The sequence below is a fragment of the Sphingobium aromaticiconvertens genome (genome assembly GCF_037154075.1).
GTDB classification, from domain to species: domain Bacteria; phylum Pseudomonadota; class Alphaproteobacteria; order Sphingomonadales; family Sphingomonadaceae; genus Sphingobium; species Sphingobium aromaticiconvertens.
Genome location: NZ_JBANRJ010000002.1, coordinates 24895 through 43120, shown reverse-complemented (window position 1 = coordinate 43120; position 18226 = coordinate 24895). Strand labels below are relative to the sequence as shown.

Here is an 18226-nt window from a genome sequence, read left to right as displayed (position 1 = left end):
CATGCATGAAACGACTGTGGTCGGTGGACGAACTGGGTGAACGCTGGACGCTGTCGCCCGACGATGTCGCGTTCATCGCCGGCAATGCTGATGCCGGTAAGCTGGGGCTCGCCTGTCAGCTGGCGTTCTGGCGGTCGCAGGGTCGCTTTCCGGATGAGGAAGCGGACCTCGCCCCGGCCGTGATCGCGCATCTCGCCGGCCAGATCGGCGTCGAGGCAGACGTCGAGAGCTACGCGTTCACCGGTCGCTCGGGACGCCGGCACCGCCAGCTTGTTCTCGAGCATCTGGCGGTCGGCACCTTTGACCATGCGACCGAGGCGGCGTTCCGGTCGTGGCTGCTGTCGGACATCCTCCCCCGCGAGCCGACACCGTCCGCGCTTGAGGACGAGATCACCGGATGGTTCGCCGCGCGGCGGGTTGTCAGGCCCGGATCGTACCGCCTCGACCGGCTGGTCCGCTCGCTTCGCGCCGGCCACGACGACGCGATGCTCGCCGCCGTCGGTGATCGCCTTGACGATGGATCCCGCTCGCGCCTGAACGCGCTGCTCGCCGACGATGGTGAGGGCGCGGCCTATACGCGGCTGTCCGCTGATCCCGGAAAGCCCGGGCTCGACAGCCTGCTGGCCGAGATCGCCAAGCTCGAGTTGGTTCGCGGGCTTGAACTATCGGCAGAGTTGCTCGGCGGCGTGCATTCCGACCTTGTGAAGCGATTCCGCAGGCGGGCCGCGGTCGAGAGCGCCTGGGAGCTGCGCCGCCACCCGGATCGTATCAGGCTGCCGCTGCTCGCCTTTTATTGCGTCCCGCGCGAGGCGGAAATCGTCGACGGGCTGGTCGACCTGCTCATCCAGATCACGCACCGCATCACGGTCAAGGCCGAGCGGCGCGTCGTGACCGAGCTCCTGGAGGAAGCAAAGGCGGTCAGGGGCAAGACCGGCATCCTGTTCAAGGTGGCTTCCGCCGTCACCGGCGCGCCCGATGGCTCCGTGCGCGAGGTGATCTTTCCCGTGGTCGACGAGCGCACTTTTCAGGCGTTGGTCAAGGAGGCGCTCGCCACCGGCTCGGCGCCGTCGCGCCGCGTCCACAAGGCGGTCCGCGCCTCCTACGGCGCCTATTACCGGCGCATGATGCCGAAGCTCCTCGCCGCGCTCGACTTCCGCTCGAACAACAGCGCGCACAAGCCGCTCACCGACGCGCTGGCGAAGATCCGCGCGGCCGAGAATGACGGACGGCAGTATTTCAGCACGGCGGAGGTCGCGATCGAGGGCGTCGTGCGGCCCAAGTGGCGCGATATCGTGATCGAGGAAGCGCCGGACGGCTCGGAGCGGGTCAACAGGATCAACTACGAGATCTGCGTGCTCCAGACCCTGCGCGAGAAGCTTCGGTGCAAGGAGGTGTGGGTTACGGGCGCCGGCCGGTTCCGCAACCCCGACGACGATCTGCCTGCCGACTTCGCCGAACGACGCGCGGAGTGCTATGAGCGGCTCGGCCTTACCACCGACGCGCGCACCTTCACCGGTGCCGTAAAGGCGGAGATGGAGCAGGCATTGGCGGTGCTGGATCGCGGCATGCCGAGCAACACCAAGGTCAAACTCAATCCGCGCCGGCGTCACCCGATCGTCGTGACCCCGCTCGATCCCCTTCCGGCACCCCCCACCCTCGAGGCGCTCGGCGGCGAACTCGGCCGCCGCTGGCCGATGACGGGTTTGCTCGACATCCTGAAGGAGGCGGACCTCCGCATCGGTTTCACCCAAGCGTTCTCGACGGCGGCATCGCGCGAGGCGACGGACCCCGACGAGGTCCGGCGGCGTCTGCTGCTCTGCCTGTACGGCCTTGGCACCAACGCCGGGCTGAAACGCCTCGTCGTCGGTGACCACGGCTTCACCTATAAGGAGCTGCTCCACACTCGCCGCCGCTATATCGACGCCGAGTCCTTGCGGGATGCGACCAGGCGCGTGGTGAACGCGACGCTCGCCGCGCGCGATCCGGCGGTCTGGGGCGAGGGCACGACCGCGTGCGCATCGGACAGCAAGCACTTCGCCGCCTTCGACCAGAACCTGATGACCGAGTGGCACGTGCGCTACGGCGGGCGGGGCGTGATGATCTACTGGCACGTCGAGCGCCAGTCGGTGTGCATCCATTCGCGCCTGAAGCGCTGCTCGTCGTCCGAGGTCGCCTCGATGATCGAGGGCGTACTGGCGCATGACACCGAGATGGAGATCGATCGCCAGTACGTCGACAGCCACGGGCAGAGCGAGGTGGCGTTCGCGTTCTGCAAGCTGCTTGGGTTCCAGCTGCTGCCGCGCCTCAAGGCGATCGCGGGCCAGAAGCTCTATCTGCCCGGGCCCGGCACGGCGGACGATTACCCCAACCTCGGCTGCATCCTCACGCGCCCGATCGACTGGGCGCTGATCGAACGGCAGTATGACGAGATGGTCCGCTACGCGACCGCGATGGCCGAGCGCACCGCTGATCCCGAGGCGATCCTCCGGCGGTTCACGAGGAACAACGTCCAGCACCCGACCTACAAGGCGCTCGCCGAGCTCGGCAAGGCAATGAAGACTGCGTTCCTGTGCCGCTACCTGCACGACGAGGCCCTGCGTCGCGAAATCAACGAAGGGCTGAACGTCGTCGAGACCTGGAACTCGGCCAACGGCTTCATCTTCTTCGGCCGGGGCGGCGAGGTCGCATCGAACCGGCTCGACGACCAGCAGGCATCGGTCGCGGCGCTGCACCTCCTCCAGTCCTGCCTCGTGTACGTCAACACGCTGATGCTCCAGCGCGTACTCGCCGAGAAACGCTGGCGCGGGCGCATGACCGCGGCGGACGAGCGTGGGCTGACTCCGCTCATCTGGGCGCATGTCAGTCCGTATGGCGCGTTCGACCTGAACATGGAGCGGCGGCTCGACATTGAGGCAAGGATAGCCGCGTAAACTTCGACCGGCCTATTCACTCTTTACAAAAGGCGCATTTCGTCAAGAGTAGTGCCGACAGTAAGGCGATGCGCCCAGGAGAACGCAGCATGGCTGAGAAGGTGACCAGCTGGCGAAATGTAAAGAGTGGCGCCGATGCGGCCGCTGATGCCCACGAACGCCGCAAGGATTTCCTCACCGCAGCCGAGATCGACCGCCTGCTCGATGCCGCCAAAGCTGGCCGTCATGGACCGCGCGACCACCTGCTCCTGCTCATGATGTATCGTCATGGGCTCCGTGTAAGTGAGGCGACCGCGCTGCGGCGCGACGAGGTCGACGTTGCCGTATCGCGCCTGTGGGTGCGTCGTCTCAAAAACGGTTTGTCAGTCGAACAGCCGATCGCAGGCGACGAACTGCGCGCGATCAGGCGTTACCTCGGCGGGCGCGATGATCACCTGCCTTGGCTGTTCGTGTCTGAGCGCAGGGCGCAGCTGACCCGCCAGGCCGTGAATTACCTGCTGGCCCAAGCCTCGGCGCGCGCCGGCCTGCCGCCGGTCAACCCGCACATGCTGCGCCACTCGTGCGGGTTCGCGCTCGCGAACCGCGCCTACGACCTCCGGCTGATCCAGGACTATCTCGGCCACCGCGACCCCAAACACACCGTCCGCTACACGCGTACGGCCGGACGCCGGTTCGAGGGTCTCTGGCGCTGAAACCCCAAATGGCCAATTTGCACAGCTTCGCGGTCACGGGGCCGGGTTGCAGGGCGTTCGCGGTGAAGGCTGGGTCCATCCCCGCAAAAGTACCGAACGCGACATAGGAATTTCGGTCAAGCACTGAGGGCATTCGGAGTGCCGGACGCGACTTTGAGGACCCGCTTTGCATGATCGCGCAACTGGCCGTTCGGTCCGACGTAGCGATAGAGCGTCGCGCGGCTAATGCCGAGTTCACGGCATAGGTCAGCGATATTCGTGTCGCGATTGGCCATCGCAGACTGGGCCAGGCGGATCTGGTTTTTGGTCAGCTCGAATTGGCGGCCGCCTTTACGTCCGCGTGCGCGGGCAGCGGCGAGACCCGCCATTGTGCGTTCGCGAATGAGATCGCCCTCGAACTCGGCCAGTGCCGCGAATATCCCGAATATCAGTTTGCCGCTTGATGTGGTGGTGTCTATATCGGCGCCCTGGCCGGTGAGGACGCAAAGCCCGACGCCTCGTTCAGACAGACTGCGTACGGTCGTGACCAAATGCTTGAGATCGCGTCCCAGCCGGTCAAGCTTCCATATATAAAGTGTGTCGCCTGGCCGTAGCGCTTTCAGGCAGGCTTCCAGCCCCGGACGATCATCCCGCTTTCCAGACGCTTCGTCCTTGTAGACGTGGTCGGGAGTGACATCGGCCGCCGTGAGCGCATCCATCTGAAGGTCGAGGGTCTGCGAGCCGTCTGCTTTGGAAATCCGCGCATATCCGAGCTTCATGAGTGTTTCACAGACGGTCGTTTGTGTGACGCTGGCGAAACAGCCCGCCAGCATGATCGATTTTGTATCATATCCCGTCTCACAGATAAAGGATAGCAAACCCTATCCAAAACGAAAAGAGACGCAGCTTATGCCACGCATGCAAATTCTCTCGCCCGGCGAACAGAACGCTTTCGACACACCGCCCCGGATGAACGCTGCCCAGCGCAAGGCTGCCTTCGATTTGCCACTCGGCTTTCAAAAAGAGATCGAGCGACTGCGGGATCCAGCCCACCAGGTCGGGTTCTGTTTAAATGCCGGCTACTTCCGTCATGGCCGGCGCTGCTTTGCCCCCGAAACATTCCACGACAACGACATTGCACATGTCTCCAGTCGGCTGGGGCATGACGCGGGAATGTTTGCACCCGCCGCCTATCCCGACCGGACACGTCAACGCCACGAGCGGATAATAGAGCGCCTGGCCGGTTTCCGGACGCTCGGTGGCGATGGTGAAGCGCATCTGTCTCTCATGATCGACCAGAAGGTCAGGGCTCACGAGAAACCGAAGGTTATCTTCCAGGCTGCCGTCGACCATCTGCTGACAAATCGGATTGCCTTGCCGGGCTACCGGCGCCTGCAGGATTTGATCCTGTTGGCGATCGGGCGGTCCAGAACGCGCGAGATGGCTCTGGTCGATGCCCACCTGCCACCGGCACTCGGCCGGGAACTCGACCTGCTTCTGGGTGATGGTGAGGAAACAGACGGGATCGCGCGGAGCCGTCTGGCGGCCCTCAAGCAGAATTCACAATCCGTTCGTCCCCGTTCGGTCAAGGACAGGCTGGCCAATCACACGGAGCTCTCCGACCTGTTTCACAAGCTCGAACCGGTCATTACGGCCCTGGGTTGGGATCGAAGCAGCGCCCGCAATTACGCGCTTGCCGTCATGAAATCGGATCCCCACGATCTGCGGCGTCGAAAGCCGGCAGACCGCTATCTTCACCTCATCGCCTTCGTCGTCCATCAATACTTCTCGCTGCAGGACAATCTGGTGGCCACGCTACTCAGCTCCGTTAAGGCTACCGAGACTGCGGCAAGCCGCGAGTTCAAGGACTGGTGCTATGTCGAGAGAAAGTCTCAGGCCGCAAAGCTCCGGGCCCAGATACAGGCTTTCGAAGATCATTTCCAATCGGCCATGGCCACCCTGCGCGGTGTGTTCGAAGCCGACGACCTCACAGACGCTGACAAGCTGCAGAGCCTGCATCTCTTGCTGTTCCCGGTCGATGCGGCGCCAGTGTTGTCCGATGCCATTCTGAAAGACATGAAGGATGACGCGAGCGTATCGCAGAACGAGGACGCCCGCTATTACGACATTCTTGAAGCCAGATCCCGACGCCTGCAAAACCAGGTGTCGGGTGTCATGAAGTCTCTGTCCTTCCAGACGGAAACACATATCAAGCCGCTGCTGGCGGCGCTGGTGCATTTCCGCAAGGCCGATGGCCAGGTGACGCGATCGGCGCCATCAGGCTTTCTCGATCCCGACGAGCGCAAGGCCGTGGGAAGTGGCGCGGAATTCAGGCCGTCGCTTTATAAGGTCATGCTGTTCCAGCACGTCGCCAGGGCGATCAAAGCCGGCGGTGTAAACCTGCCCCAATCTCACAGATATCAGCCCCTGGATAGCTATCTGATCGGGACAGAGCGCTGGCAGCGCGATCGTGAGCAATTACTGGAACGCGCCGGAATGGCGCGTTTCTCGGACCCGAACGCCGTGCTTGCGACGTTGAAGCAAGCCCTGAGCGACCAGTTTCTCCTCACCAACAGCAATATCGCAGACGGCAGAAACCTTCATGCGACGGTCGCGGCTGCCGGCCACATCAAGCTCAACACGCCCAAGCAGGAGGAGATCGAGACGACTGCCCTTTCCAGGCTCTTTCCGCAACGGCACTATGTGCCGCTCTCCGAGATCCTCAACACGGTCAACGTCGCTAGCGGTTTTGCCGACAGCCTGTCGCATCTGCGCCAGCAATACGCCCGCCCGGTTTCGACCGCCGTTCTCCTGGCCGGCGTCATTGGCCTGGGATGCGGGATCGGCCTGCGGAAAATGGCCCGAATATCCGGTGCGATCAAGGAGGACGCTCTGGATCACGCCGTCAACTGGCACTTCTCCCGCGAAAATCTTGTTGCTGCCAACGATCGCATCCTCGCCCTCATGGACAGCCTCGATCTCCCGGAAATCTACCGGCGCCATGCCGGTGAGACCCACACGGCCAGTGACGGCCAGAAGTTCGAGGTAACCGGCGATAGCCTCGATGCCAGCCATTCCTTCAAATATTTTGGGAAAGGTCAGGGAAGCAGCGCCTACACCTATGTCAGCGACAAGATCTTGCTCTGGTATTCCACCGTCTTCAGCGCCGCCGAACGCGACAGCGCCTACGTCATCGACGGTCTGATGCACAACGACGTGGTGAAATCGACGATCCATTCGACGGACACCCATGGCTATTCCGAAGCGATCTTCGGCGCCACCTATCTCATCGACATTGCCTATGCCCCCAGGATCAAGGGCCTGAAGCATCAAACCCTGTATGGCTTCAGGTCCATGACGCACGAAAATCGGAAGAACTGGGCCGTCCAACCCGACAAATATGTTGACGAAAACATCATCCGTACCCACTGGGACGAAATTCTCCGGCTCATGGTCACCATCAGGCTCAAGGAAACCACGGCGTCGGATATATTCCGGCGGCTCAATTCATATTCCAGGCAGAACAGTCTTTACACCGCCCTCAAAGCTTTCGGACGCATCGTCAAAACCCTGTTCATCCTGCGCTACATCGATGGCGTCGAACTGCGAATGGATATCGAAGCCATGCTCAACAAGGTCGAACTGGCCAACCGGTTTACCCGAGCGGTGGCCGTCGGCAGTCCGCGTGAGTTCATCTTTACCGTCCAGGAGGATCAGCAGGTAGCCGAAGCCTGCAACCGCCTGATCAAGAACGCCATCATCTGCTGGAATTATCTCTATCTCGAAACCAGGCTACGCGCCGCCGATCCCGAAACGCACGCCGAAATGATGCAGAGTATCAAGGCCCATTCGCCGCAATCCTGGGCGCACATCAACATGCTGGGCGAATACGATTTCTCCGACAAGAAGCTTGCAGACAGCTTCGGTATCCTCCCCCTGAAACAGGGCCTCTGAAACCAGGCCGTAAATGGGGGAATGAAAATGAGGGAATTTATCAGCAACTCAATACCTTGCCAGAATTCCTATGTCGCATTCCGCCCCTTTGCGGGGACGGACCCAAGGCTGATGCGGGTGATGCCGACGCCGCCAAGGCTGGCGTTGCACAAGCCGTCGATCGGATCGGGGGGCGCTCTGAGTAGCCCCTGGTTTTCTAGACGCCTTCCGCCTTCAAACCCGCTGCTGTTCGAACTCGGCGGGCGACAGCATCCCGTTTCTGACCTGCTTTCGGACTGGGTTGTCGAACATCCCGATGTAATCGAACACGTCCCGCCAGGCTTCCTCGCGGCGTTCGAACAAAAAGAGTTGCAGACGGATCGCCGCGCCATAACCGGCATTGCGCAGCGGCTATTGAATGTCGCTCGGATGACGGTGGCCCTGTTAAAGGGTTCATGTCGGCGTCACTCCCCGGTCAGACGTCCGGCATCCCCGCCGCCGCCTGCGCAAAGGCAGGCAGGGCCGCCGCTCTATCGGCCAGTGCGGTCAGGCGCGGATAGGGATCGAGCGGCACCTTGTAGCGACGCGCGTTATATAACTGCGGCACCAGGCAGATTTCGACGAGGCCGGGCGTATCGCCAGCCGCAAACAGCGTGTCCGGTCGGGCGTTGAGCATAGCTTCGATGGTCTCGAAGCCCAGGGCGACCCAATGGCGATACCAACGCTGAACGGCGTCCTCATCCTGTTGCAGATCGCCTTCAAGATATCCCAGCACCCGCAGATTGTTGAGCGGATGAATGTCGCAGGCGATCGTGAGCGCCAGCGACATTATCCGGGCGCGTTCGGCAGGATCGCCTGGGATCAGGCGCGGTTCGGGAAAGCGCGCGTCGAGATAGTCGATGATCGCCAGGCTCTGCGTCAGGATGTGCCCGTCGATTTGCAGCGTGGGCACCAGCCCAGCCGGGTTGAGGCCGAGATAGTCCGGCGCCCGCTGCTCCCCGCCCCGCAGCCGATAGCTGCGGGACTCATAATCCAACCCCTTGAGGTTGAGCGCTATGCGCACCCGGTAGCTGGCCGAGGACAGCAGGAAATCGTGGAGCAGAATCATGCAAAGGCGGCTTCGCGGGGGCCGACCGTTACCTTGAGCGGCGCCAGGCCCGCGATGGTGACCTCCATGACATCGCCCGGCTGCACCGGCCCGACGCCAGCGGGCGTACCGGTATAGATAAGGTCGCCGGGCAACAGCCGCTCGAACCGGCTGAGATAGGCGATCGTTTCCTGGCAGTCCCAGATGAGATCGGCGATGTCGGCTTCCTGCTTCACCTCGCCATTCACGGTCAATCGGATCGGCCCCGAGGTGATATGTCCGCCGTCCTGCACAGTGCGGATCGCGGCGATGGGTGCAGACCAGGCGAAATTCTTGCCCAGGTCCCAGGGACGCCCCTTTTCCCGGGCATCGAGCTGGATATCGCGGCGGGTCATATCCAGCCCGACCGCATAGCCGAACACGAGATCGAGCGCGTCTTCGGTCGCGACAGCAGCACCTTCCTGCCCGATGGCGATGACCAGTTCGGCTTCATAATGATAGTTAGCGGTTTCCGGCGGATAGGGAACCGTGCTGTCGCCAGGGACAATCGCGTTGGCGAACTTGGTGAAGAAGAAGGGCGGATCGCGATCGGGGTCCTTGCCCATTTCACGGGCATGTGCGGCGTAGTTGCGACCGACGCAGAAAATACGCCCGACGGGAAATCGTTCGTCACTACCCTCGATGAGCGCCAGCGGGTGAGGCGGCAGTGTAAATATGGCAGTCATCATTATCCTTTCAACTTAGTCTTTCGCCTGGACTACCCAGCCCAGGCGCGCGGATGCGCCGGCGGCGTAACCGCGCAGGGCATCCTGGCCCGCTTGCGAGACCGGCTCTCCAGCGCTGACCAGGGTCAGCACCGCTGCGGCCTCACCGAATGAGTCCAGCACCGGCGCCGCGACGGCTGCCAATCCCGGAATGTGATCGCCCGACACCTGTGCCCAGCCGGATGCCCGGGCGCGCTCCCGAAGCGCGGCTACCTCGTCAGGCGAAGCATCTGCCGCAAGACCGACGGTCTGCCGCGTCGGCAGGTATGCCAGGAACATCTGTCCTGTCGCCGTCGTCAGCAGTGGCAGAGTGGCACCGGGCGCGAGCGTGGTGCGCACGGCATGGCGTCCCTGTATCCATCGCACGATCGTGGGGCCGGCCTCCGCCCAGATCACGACCATGCCGGTATGTCCGGTTTCATCGACAAGCTGCTCCAGCGCTTCCGTCGCGATGCCGATCGCATCGACCCGAGCCAGTGCGGCAAGGCCGGCCTGCAACAGTGCAGGACCAAGATCGTATCGGCTTGTCCGCTCATTCTGGACGACGAAGCCCGATCGCGCGAGGCTCGCCAGATAGCGGTGGCAATTGCTGGCCGGCAGCGCAGCTGCCGTAGCAACCTCTTTCAAGGTCATCGGACCCGACCCGCGCGCAATAGCCTGAAGAACACCCAGCCCGATTTCGAGCGACTGGATTCCGCGCCTTGCGAGGGGTTCTTCTTGCCGACTGTCCGTCATCTTGTCGTTTGCCACTTGCCAATCGATTTACTAATGGTTCATATACGTCGGAGAGGTGGCCTGGCGCAATAGCCAATCTTGACGAGGCAATTATGGATGATGTCGTGACGCGCCCTCCGTTGGATGGGCAGGACATATGGTCCGGACCGGGCTCCAGCCGTGTGCCGTCGCCGGTCTATACCGATGGCGACATCTATGCCCGGGAACTGGAGCGCATCTTCTACGGACCCCACTGGAGTTATGTCGGTCTGGAAATAGAGGTTCCGGACGCCGGCTCTTTCAAGCGCACTGCGATCGGTGAACGCTCCGTCATCATGATCCGCAATCGCCGTGGCGAGATCAATGTCCTGGAAAACCGCTGCGCCCACCGCGCCATGCGATTCTGTCAGGAGCGGTCCGGCAAGGTCAAGACGCTGGTCTGCCCCTATCATCAGTGGAACTACAGCCATGACGGCAAGTTGCTCGGCGTGCCGTTTCAACGCGGCGTGAAGGGCAAGGGCGGGATGGCCGAAGACTTCTCGCTTGAAGAGCACGGCCTGAACCGGTTGAAAGTCGCGACGCATAACGGCCTCGTCTTCGCGTCCTTCGACCCCGATGTGGAATCGTTCGAGGATTATCTGGGCGCCGACGTAATGGGCTATGTCGATCGCACGTTCGACGGGCGCAAGCTGGTCCTCCACGGCTATTCCCGTCAGCGCATTCCGGGGAACTGGAAGCTGATGATGGAGAATATCAAGGATCCCTATCATCCCGGCCTTCTCCATACCTGGTTCGTAACCTTTGGCCTGTGGCGCGCCGACAATAAATCCGAACTGGTGATGGATTCGCATGGCCGCCATGCCTGCATGGTTTCCAAACGGAACGAGACGGTGGATTCCGAGGTCGCCGCACAGACCGCCAGTTATCGCGAGCGGATGCAGTTGCATGACATGCGCATGCTCGACATCGTGCCGGAACCCTGGTGGGGCGGCCCCACCGTGTGCATGACGACCCTGTTTCCCAGCGTCATCCTGCAACAGCAGGTCAATTCGCTCTCAACGCGGCAGATCATCCCGGTCGGCCCCGACAAATTCGATTTCGTCTGGACCCATTTCGGCTTCGAGGACGACACGCCGGAAATGACCGAACGCCGGATGCGGCAGGCCAATCTCTTCGGTCCGGCGGGCTTCGTCTCCGCCGACGATGGCGAAGTCATAGAATTCAGCCAGGAAGGGTTCGAACAGGACCATGCCTTTTCGACGATGTGCGAACTGGGTGGGACCGAGATCGGCAATACCGACCACATGGTCACCGAAACGCTCATCCGCGGCATGTACCGCTACTGGCGCAAGGTTATGGAGGTCTAGATGGCTGTTGTTGAAAGCCAAGACATGATCGTGGACGCCCAAATCCGTCTCGACGTCATGGATCTGCACGCCCGCTATGCCGCATGTCTGGACAGCGGCGATTTCGACGGCTGGCCATCCTTCTTTACGGAAGATTGCCGGTATCGCGTGGTCGCGCGGGAAAACTACGATCAGAACCTGCCGCTTTCGATCATGGATCTCCAGAGTCGCGGGGCACTGATGGATCGGGTCTACGGCATCCAGAGTACGCTGTTCCACGCGCCGTATTATCAGCGCCATATCGTCGGCCCTGCCCTTGTCACGATGAATGACCGGGAAGAGATTGCCTCGGAAGCCAATTATCTGGTGATCCGCACCAAGCGCGACCTGCCGAGCGAATTGTTCAATGCGGGCCGCTACGTCGATCGGATCGTGCAGACGCCACAGGGTTTGAAATTCGCCGCCAAGACCTGTGTCTTCGACAGCGAACTCATTCCCAACTCGATCATCTACCCGATTTAAGGAGACCGCCATGGCCGGTTCCCCCGCCCCCTTGTCCGACGCCCCCCTCTCCAATCTGGAAGCAGTACGCGACGGCTTTTACGAGCGTCTCCAGCCCGAGCATCTTTCGCCCCTGTGGAAGGTGCTGGCCCGGCTGGTGACGACCACGCCCCTAACGCAGGCTGTGCCTGCAGCCTGGTCGTTTGCGCGGGTCCGCGAACTGCTCATGGAAGCGGGAGGACTCATCACGGCGGCAGAGGCCGAACGCCGTGTTCTGATCCTGGAAAACCCGGCGCTCCCCGGTCAGTCGCGTATCACCCAGACGCTCTATGCGGGACTTCAACTTATCCTTCCGGGCGAAGTCGCGCCGGCCCATCGCCACACGCAGAACGCCTTGCGCTTCATCATGGACGGCGAAGGCGCCTTTACCGCGCTGGACGGCGAGCGCGCCTATATGCACAAATATGACCTCGTCCTGACCCCTGCCATGCTCTGGCACGATCATGGTAACGAGACGGACGATCCGATGATCTGGCTCGATGGGCTTGATATTCCTCTGGTCCAAATACTGGATGCGAGCTTCGCCGAACATAGGGAAGATCGTGGCGCGGTGCCGACGACACGCCCGGCGGGCGATTCCCTCCACCGCTGGGGCCGCAACCTGCGCCCCGCGCGTTCGGGGCGTGTCGCGGGCCAGGCCAACCCGCTTTTCATCTATCCCTTCGCCGAATGGCGCGAATCGCTTGAAGTGCTCCGGCGTTCCGAAGCCCCCCATCCGCATGATGCCTATCTGATGGAGTTTACCAACCCGACCGACGGCGGACCGGTGATGGCCACCATATCAGCATTTGCCCGTCTGGTGCCCGCCGCGTTCCGCACCCGCCCCATGCGCAGTACGGACGCGATGATCCATGTCGTCGTCGAGGGCGAAGGCTCACTCTTGATCGATGGTCAGCACTTTCCGCTGCATCCGGGGGAGATCGTCGTGACGCCGTCCTGGTCGGAGCGCATATTGGTGGCGGAGCAGGATCTCATACTGTTCAGTTTCTCTGACAAGGCGACGCAGGAGAAATTGTCCTTGTGGCGCGAAAAGCTGGGTTAGCTCAGGACGCGTTGATTAGAGCCAGACGATGACGGGGGCGGCGACGGCGCTGACGGAGAAGAAGCCTAAAGTGGTGTTCAACATCTCCACTACGGCACATCCATGCTGAAGGGGGGTGTCCACCCCATCAAGTCCAGGGGCTCACCACCATTGTTGGGAGATCTCAGGCAGTCGGCAGAGATTTGGGTTTGCCGCCAATCGCCCAATGATGGGGTTGGACCTCCGTAACAATGACGCGGACGCTTTCAGGTGCGACAGCGAGCGAGTCCACTGCGGCCGCAGTGAGCCGTTCGATGAGTTCCTGCCTTTTTTCCCAAGGACGGCCTGCTACTATCTCCGCGTGAATGATCGGCATGTTGTTTCCTTTCAAGTCCAATAGTTCTTCGGGCTTAGGGCAAAATCATCACCTGTTCCGTGGGGCGCTAAGTCCTCGGTTTCGAGCGTGTCGTGGATCATCGGGATCTGTCTGGCCCATCGAACCCGATCAATATCCGCAAATATCGGAGGAACTTCCTTTGGTCTTCGGGTGCGAGCGGGGCAAGGATTTCAGCCTGCGCTGTAACGACTTGCGCCATGCGCTCCTTCAGTAGCGACATGCCTTCCTCGGCCAATTTCAAAGTCCAAGCTCGGCTATCCTTCGGATCACGTCGGCGTTCTACCCACTTGCGAGCGACCATTCGTCCGAGCATTTCCTTAAGCGTGCTCTTGTCGATTCCTGTGGCATCGACGAGATCACGCTGGGAGGCGCCGGGAAGTTTGGCCAGCGCAATCAGGAGCGCGATCTGCTGGCGGGTTACGTCATCGCCCACATGGCGGTTGAAGATTTCGTAGGAGCGTTGGTGATTCCTCCGAAGCAGGTGACCAGGCGCCCCCGGGAGGTCGAAGTCTGCTATGAAATCGTCGAGTTCGTTATCCGCCACTTGTACTCCCAGCTCATATGCGTTCCTATTATGCCCAAGAAACGCCGGCCGGTTCAAGTTCTGGATCCCATATGAAATTCCGCTCTCCCAAGGCGCTGCACCCGCAGACGTACATGCTGCCCAGCGGCGAGCGCCTCAGCGGCAGTAGCGCCGCCGGCCATCACAATGTCGCCGGCCTGGAGTGGTTCGCCGGACTCGAAGGCCAGCCTCGCCGCCGCCACCAGTGAGCGTATCGGATGGCCGAGGATTGCCGCACTGGATCCGATCTGCTTGGCAACACCGTCAATCTCCAGGACGAAGCCGAGATTGGAAATATCCGAGGTCGGCGATGACCATGGCCCCACGACAAAGCTGGAAGATGAGCTGTTGTCCGCGATGACGTCGGTCAGCGAGAATTTGAAGTTCTTGTACCGGCTATCGATGATCTCCAGCGCTGGCGCTACGCCGCCGACAGCCGCGAGCGCCGCAGCGGGTGACACGCGACCGGCGAGAGGCGCCGAAAGGATGAAGGCAATTTCCGGCTCGACGCGCGGATGCACGTAGCGCGAGATATCTATGGTTCCGCCATCGTCGATGAGCATCGCATCGGTGAGACGACCCCAGATCATCTCATCGATGCCCATCTGCGCCATCTTTGCACGGCTGGTGAAGCCCATCTTGATGCCCACGCGGCGCTCGCCGCGGCCGTAGCGCAGTGCAATCGAGGCCGCCTGAACCTGATATGCGTCCTCCAGTGTGAGCGGCGTATCCAGCTGCGATATCGCCGTGGCGGACATTGCTGCCTCATCGAGGCGCTGTGCGATTGCATTAAGGTCAAGCATTTGTTGCCTCCCGGTTTTTGGCCATGTCCAAGGCGACATCGACGATCATATCTTCCTGGCCGCCGACCATTCGACGGCGCCCAAGCTCGAGCAGGATGGCGCGGGTATCTAGCCCATAATCCGCCGCTGCCTTCTCCGCGTGGCGCAGGAAAGAGGAATACACACCAGCGTAACCAAGGCTCAGAGTCTCCCGATCGACGCGTACCGGTCTGTCCTGGATAGGTCGCACGAGGTCCTCAGCAGCATCCATAAGGGCGAAGAGGTCCGTTCCGTGGCTCCAGCCATGAATGTCAGCTGCCGCGATGAACACTTCCAGAGGCGCGTTGCCAGCTCCGGCACCCATGCCAGCCAGGCTCGCATCGACGCGCACCGCGCCGTTTTGCACGGCGACGATGGAGTTTGCCACGCCAAGCGACAGGTTGTGATGGGCATGAACGCCTCTCTGCGTCTCCGGCTTGAGCACACGATCATAGGCTTGGAGCCGCGCTGCATATTGGTCCATCGTCATCGCGCCGCCACTATCGGTCACGTAGACGCAATGTGCTCCGTAACCTTCCATCAGCTTGGCCTGTGCGGCAAGCGCATCGGGTTCCGACATGTGGCTCATCATCAGGAAACCTGACACATCCATCCCTAGGCCCCGAGCATGTTCGATGTGCTGCTTGGCGACGTCGGCTTCTGTGCAGTGCGTCGCAACCCGCACCGACCGGACGCCGAGCTCGAAGGCGTGCTTGAGATCGTGGATAGTCCCGATACCGGGTATCAGCAGGGTCGTCAGCACACTGTGGTCGAGGACTTCGGCAACCGCCGCGATCCAGTCCCAGTCCGTATTGCGTCCGAAGCCATAGTTGAACGAAGATCCGGAGAGACCGTCGCCGTGCGCGACCTCTATCGCGTCAACCTTCGCGGCGTCCAACGCCTTGGCGATCGCGCGGACCTGGTCGAGACCGTATTGGTGACGGATGGCGTGCATGCCATCGCGAAGCGTGACATCCTGAATGTACAGCTTGTGGGATTTAGGGTCGAACGTCATCGTCGATTCCTTCTTCACGCCGGGAGCTGATTGGCAACACGCGCGGCAATCTTCTCGGCCGTGCGGAGCGCGGCCGACGTCATAATGTCGAGGTTGCCGGCATAGGCGGGAAGATAGTGTGCTGCGCCTTCGACCTCCAGGAAGACGGTCACCTTCAGACCCGTGAATTCGCCGTCCATCTCCGGGATACGCAACGGCCTGTTCGAGCCGATGTGCTCGAACAGGATGGCCTGCTTAAGACGGTAGCCAGGCACATAGGCTTGAACCTGCTCGACCATCTCGATCACGGACGCTTCGATATCAGCTTGGTCAGCCTCGTCGCAGAGGCAGTAGACCGTGTCACGCATGATCGGCGGCGGCTCGGCCGGATTGAGGATGATGATGGCCTTGCCGCGGTCGGCTCCGCCTACCTGCTCAATCGCTTGGCTGGTTGTTTCGGTGAACTCGTCGATGTTGGCGCGGGTCCCGGGGCCAGCGCTCTTCGACGCGATCGACGCCACGATCTCTCCATAGCGGACGTGGGCGACGCGACTGATCGCGGCTACGATCGGGATGGTCGCCTGGCCGCCGCAAGTTACCATGTTGACGTTCGGCGCGTCGAGGTTGGCGTCCCCGTTGACCGGCGGGATCGTGTAGGGACCGATCGCGGCCGGAGTGAGGTCGATGACGCGTTTGCCATGGGCAAGCAGCAGTTCGCTATGTCGGCTATGCGCGCCCGCCGAGGTCGCATCGAAAACGATGCCGATCTCGGCGAATTCGGGCATGGCCAGAAGCCCGTCGATGCCGCCCGCCGTGGTCGGCACGCCGAGCCGCGCAGCGCGCTGAAGGCCATCCGATAGCGCGTCAATTCCGACGAATGCGCCCATCTCAAGAATTTCTGAAAGCCTCATGATTTTGATCATCAGGTCGGTTCCGATATTCCCCGAGCCGATAATGGCTACCTTTGTCTTCACGCCCGCTCTCTCCCAAACGTCACGCGGACACTGCCCAGACCCTCGATCCGCGCCTCGAAATGATCGCCGGGAACCGCCGGGACCATCGGTCCGAGCGCCCCGGCGAGGATGACGTCGCCAGCGACGAGCGGGCGCCCCACCTCGGCCATTTTGGCGGCGAGCCAACCCAGGGCGTGCAATGGGTTGCCAAGGCACGCTGCGCCAGCCCCGAACGAAACGGGTTCGCCATTGCGTTCGAGAACCATTCCGCACAGGCGCAGATCGATGGCCGCCAACGCGACCGGCGAAGTGCCGAGCACAAAAAGTCCTGAGGACGCATTGTCAGCGACGGTATCAACGATCCGGATGTTCCAATCCGCGATGCGGCTGTCGACGATCTCGAGCGCGGGAAGCGCATAGGCCACGCAATCGAGCAACTCGGCCGTCGTCAGGCGTTGCGGATCGGGCGACCTCGACAAGACGAACGCGATCTCCGCTTCCACCTTGGGCTGCAGAAGGCGACCCGCCGCGATGGTTTCGCCGTCGGGGACTGCCATGTCCGCGAATAGCGTGCCGAAATCTGGCTGATCGACGCCGAGCTGAGTCTGGACCGCCTTGGCAGTGAGCCCGACCTTGGCGCCCACCGGCATGCGCCCTGCGGCTTGCCAGAACGCGGTGTTTGCCTCCTGAATCGCATAAGCGTCGTCGATCGTTGCGTCCGGCAACGCGTCGCGGATCGGCGGTATGGGCGCGCCCGCATAGGCGTCTCGCAGGGCTTCCGAGAAGCGCTTGGTCAAAGAGGGCGTGTTGGTCATTGCCATTCAGGATCTCCGGTGCACAGGAATTGCCACATCCGCTCGAACAGGGCGCCAGCGCGCACGGCCCGGCGGGCGCTCTCCTCCGGCGAGTATTGCAGGGCAGAGGAAGACAGGGACGTCGAAAGGATCGCCAGATCGAGTCGGGCGGCATCCTCAAGGAAGAATGCGAGGCTCGCAGCGTCGGGCAGGCTTTCAGCCGCGCACACGCACCCATTGCCGCGCAGCACTATTGCCGCGGCATCGCCGAGCGCCACGGCGAGGCGGACCGCGCTGTCGTCGTCGCGGACGAGATCGACGCCGGACCATAACGGAGCGGCTGGGGCGAAATAGGTGCCAAGGCCATGATGCACGCCTGGCGTCCGCCCGAGTGCCGACAGGGCCATGATGGCGGGGGGCTGCACCCGCACTATCCCGCCTATGGATGGCCTGCGCCGGTAGATCTCGCGGTGTATGCGCACCTCCGGCAATGCTTCCTGCGGCAGATCGCCGTTCAGTGTCACAACCACGCCAGGATCATCGCGAGAGACTGCGATCAAAGGGCGTGCGGGGCTGACCAGAAACCTCGCGTTGTCGAGGCGCAGGCTCACATGCCCATACGCATGCGCGAGCCCGTGCCGCGCCATGGCCCGCGAAGCCATGCGCACCGTCTGGGCC

18 protein-coding genes are annotated in these 18226 nt (G+C 62.1%); 6 read left to right on the top strand and 12 right to left on the bottom strand.

The features are described 5' to 3' along the window. Positions 1-5 precede the first annotated feature (5 nt). Both WFR25_RS24810 and WFR25_RS24805 read left to right on the top strand, forming a co-directional pair. Positions 6-2930: a Tn3 family transposase gene (locus WFR25_RS24810; RefSeq protein WP_336975070.1), complete on the top strand. Its 2925-nt coding sequence runs from the start codon at positions 6-8 to the stop codon at positions 2928-2930. 89 nt (positions 2931-3019) lie between these two features. Beyond that, positions 3020-3622: a tyrosine-type recombinase/integrase gene (locus tag WFR25_RS24805; protein ID WP_336975069.1), complete on the top strand. Its 603-nt coding sequence runs from the start codon at positions 3020-3022 to the stop codon at positions 3620-3622. Between the two features lie 116 nt (positions 3623-3738). On the opposite strand, the gene WFR25_RS24800 is transcribed toward WFR25_RS24805, so the two are convergent. Beyond that, positions 3739-4380 carry a recombinase family protein gene (locus WFR25_RS24800; RefSeq protein ID WP_087727265.1) on the bottom strand — a complete coding sequence of 214 codons (642 nt, stop codon included), beginning with the start codon at positions 4378-4380 and terminating at the stop codon, positions 3739-3741. Positions 4381-4432: 52 nt separating this feature from the next. Here WFR25_RS24800 and WFR25_RS24795 point away from each other — a divergent pair, with 52 nt between their 5' ends. Continuing rightward, positions 4433-7555, top strand: coding sequence for a Tn3 family transposase (locus tag WFR25_RS24795; protein WP_336975068.1), 3123 nt, complete (start codon positions 4433-4435; stop codon positions 7553-7555). 213 nt (positions 7556-7768) lie between these two features. Here WFR25_RS24795 and WFR25_RS24790 read toward each other — a convergent pair whose 3' ends face one another. The 4 genes from WFR25_RS24790 to WFR25_RS24775 form a co-directional block, all read right to left on the bottom strand. Further along, a complete protein-coding gene (locus WFR25_RS24790) occupies positions 7769-7897 on the bottom strand; it encodes an IS3 family transposase (protein WP_419723225.1) in 129 nt (42 codons plus the stop codon). 112 nt (positions 7898-8009) lie between these two features. Continuing rightward, a complete protein-coding gene (maiA, locus tag WFR25_RS24785; protein ID WP_100239703.1) occupies positions 8010-8642 on the bottom strand; it encodes a maleylacetoacetate isomerase in 633 nt (210 codons plus the stop codon). Next, positions 8639-9349, bottom strand: coding sequence for a fumarylacetoacetate hydrolase family protein (locus WFR25_RS24780; RefSeq protein WP_419723224.1), 711 nt, complete (start codon positions 9347-9349; stop codon positions 8639-8641). The genes maiA and WFR25_RS24780 overlap by 4 nt, the downstream gene beginning before the upstream one ends. A 12-nt stretch (positions 9350-9361) precedes the next feature. Further along, on the bottom strand, positions 9362-10120 hold the full coding sequence (locus WFR25_RS24775) for an IclR family transcriptional regulator (RefSeq protein WP_197707543.1): 759 nt from the start codon (positions 10118-10120) through the stop codon (positions 9362-9364). Between the two features lie 104 nt (positions 10121-10224). Here WFR25_RS24775 and WFR25_RS24770 point away from each other — a divergent pair, with 104 nt between their 5' ends. From WFR25_RS24770 to gtdA, 3 genes are read left to right on the top strand one after another with little or no spacing between them, the layout of a single operon-like run. Beyond that, on the top strand, positions 10225-11466 hold the full coding sequence (locus WFR25_RS24770; RefSeq protein WP_333972189.1) for an aromatic ring-hydroxylating dioxygenase subunit alpha: 1242 nt from the start codon (positions 10225-10227) through the stop codon (positions 11464-11466). Further along, the gene (locus WFR25_RS24765) at positions 11467-11967 is read left to right on the top strand and encodes an aromatic-ring-hydroxylating dioxygenase subunit beta (protein ID WP_242443574.1); all 501 of its coding nucleotides are present in this window, start codon (positions 11467-11469) and stop codon (positions 11965-11967) included. A gap of 10 nt (positions 11968-11977) precedes the next feature. Then, complete coding sequence (gene gtdA / locus WFR25_RS24760) at positions 11978-13048, top strand: gentisate 1,2-dioxygenase (RefSeq protein WP_100239699.1); 1071 nt, start codon at positions 11978-11980, stop codon at positions 13046-13048. A gap of 163 nt (positions 13049-13211) precedes the next feature. On the opposite strand, the gene WFR25_RS24755 is transcribed toward gtdA, so the two are convergent. The 7 genes from WFR25_RS24755 to WFR25_RS24725 form a co-directional block, all read right to left on the bottom strand. Beyond that, positions 13212-13403, bottom strand: a complete 192-nt coding sequence (locus WFR25_RS24755; protein WP_100239698.1) for a 2-hydroxymuconate tautomerase family protein — start codon at positions 13401-13403, stop codon at positions 13212-13214. Between the two features lie 97 nt (positions 13404-13500). Next, a complete protein-coding gene (locus WFR25_RS24750) occupies positions 13501-13968 on the bottom strand; it encodes a MarR family winged helix-turn-helix transcriptional regulator (protein WP_157801346.1) in 468 nt (155 codons plus the stop codon). A 53-nt stretch (positions 13969-14021) separates the two neighbouring features. Further along, on the bottom strand, positions 14022-14789 hold the full coding sequence (locus WFR25_RS24745; RefSeq protein ID WP_100239696.1) for a 2-keto-4-pentenoate hydratase: 768 nt from the start codon (positions 14787-14789) through the stop codon (positions 14022-14024). Then, entirely contained in the window at positions 14782-15822 is a 1041-nt protein-coding gene (gene dmpG / locus WFR25_RS24740) for a 4-hydroxy-2-oxovalerate aldolase (protein WP_100239860.1), read from the bottom strand. Before dmpG ends, WFR25_RS24745 begins: the two co-directional genes overlap by 8 nt. 14 nt (positions 15823-15836) lie before the next feature. Further along, positions 15837-16775: an acetaldehyde dehydrogenase (acetylating) gene (locus tag WFR25_RS24735; protein WP_100239695.1), complete on the bottom strand. Its 939-nt coding sequence runs from the start codon at positions 16773-16775 to the stop codon at positions 15837-15839. Continuing rightward, positions 16772-17569: a 2-keto-4-pentenoate hydratase gene (locus WFR25_RS24730; protein WP_100239694.1), complete on the bottom strand. Its 798-nt coding sequence runs from the start codon at positions 17567-17569 to the stop codon at positions 16772-16774. The genes WFR25_RS24735 and WFR25_RS24730 overlap by 4 nt, the downstream gene beginning before the upstream one ends. Next, positions 17566-18210: a class II aldolase/adducin family protein gene (locus WFR25_RS24725; protein WP_277949220.1), complete on the bottom strand. Its 645-nt coding sequence runs from the start codon at positions 18208-18210 to the stop codon at positions 17566-17568. Before WFR25_RS24725 ends, WFR25_RS24730 begins: the two co-directional genes overlap by 4 nt. Positions 18211-18226 lie beyond the last annotated feature (16 nt).

What these genes read in the sequence shown, in the direction of transcription:
- WFR25_RS24725 (WP_277949220.1), bottom strand. Translation starts at nt 18,210, where the DNA reads ATGGCTTCGCGGGCCATGGCGCGGCACGGGCTCGCGCATGCGTATGGG.
- WFR25_RS24765 (WP_242443574.1), top strand. Translation starts at nt 11,467, where the DNA reads ATGGCTGTTGTTGAAAGCCAAGACATGATCGTGGACGCCCAAATCCGT.
- WFR25_RS24810 (WP_336975070.1), top strand. Translation starts at nt 6, where the DNA reads ATGAAACGACTGTGGTCGGTGGACGAACTGGGTGAACGCTGGACGCTG.
- WFR25_RS24745 (WP_100239696.1), bottom strand. Translation starts at nt 14,789, where the DNA reads ATGCTTGACCTTAATGCAATCGCACAGCGCCTCGATGAGGCAGCAATG.
- WFR25_RS24795 (WP_336975068.1), top strand. Translation starts at nt 4,433, where the DNA reads ATGATCGATTTTGTATCATATCCCGTCTCACAGATAAAGGATAGCAAA.
- gtdA (WP_100239699.1), top strand. Translation starts at nt 11,978, where the DNA reads ATGGCCGGTTCCCCCGCCCCCTTGTCCGACGCCCCCCTCTCCAATCTG.
- maiA (WP_100239703.1), bottom strand. Translation starts at nt 8,642, where the DNA reads ATGATTCTGCTCCACGATTTCCTGCTGTCCTCGGCCAGCTACCGGGTG.
- WFR25_RS24755 (WP_100239698.1), bottom strand. Translation starts at nt 13,403, where the DNA reads ATGCCGATCATTCACGCGGAGATAGTAGCAGGCCGTCCTTGGGAAAAA.
- WFR25_RS24730 (WP_100239694.1), bottom strand. Translation starts at nt 17,569, where the DNA reads ATGACCAACACGCCCTCTTTGACCAAGCGCTTCTCGGAAGCCCTGCGA.
- WFR25_RS24805 (WP_336975069.1), top strand. Translation starts at nt 3,020, where the DNA reads ATGGCTGAGAAGGTGACCAGCTGGCGAAATGTAAAGAGTGGCGCCGAT.
- dmpG (WP_100239860.1), bottom strand. Translation starts at nt 15,822, where the DNA reads ATGACGTTCGACCCTAAATCCCACAAGCTGTACATTCAGGATGTCACG.
- WFR25_RS24780 (WP_419723224.1), bottom strand. Translation starts at nt 9,349, where the DNA reads ATGATGACTGCCATATTTACACTGCCGCCTCACCCGCTGGCGCTCATC.
- WFR25_RS24800 (WP_087727265.1), bottom strand. Translation starts at nt 4,380, where the DNA reads ATGAAGCTCGGATATGCGCGGATTTCCAAAGCAGACGGCTCGCAGACC.
- WFR25_RS24775 (WP_197707543.1), bottom strand. Translation starts at nt 10,120, where the DNA reads ATGACGGACAGTCGGCAAGAAGAACCCCTCGCAAGGCGCGGAATCCAG.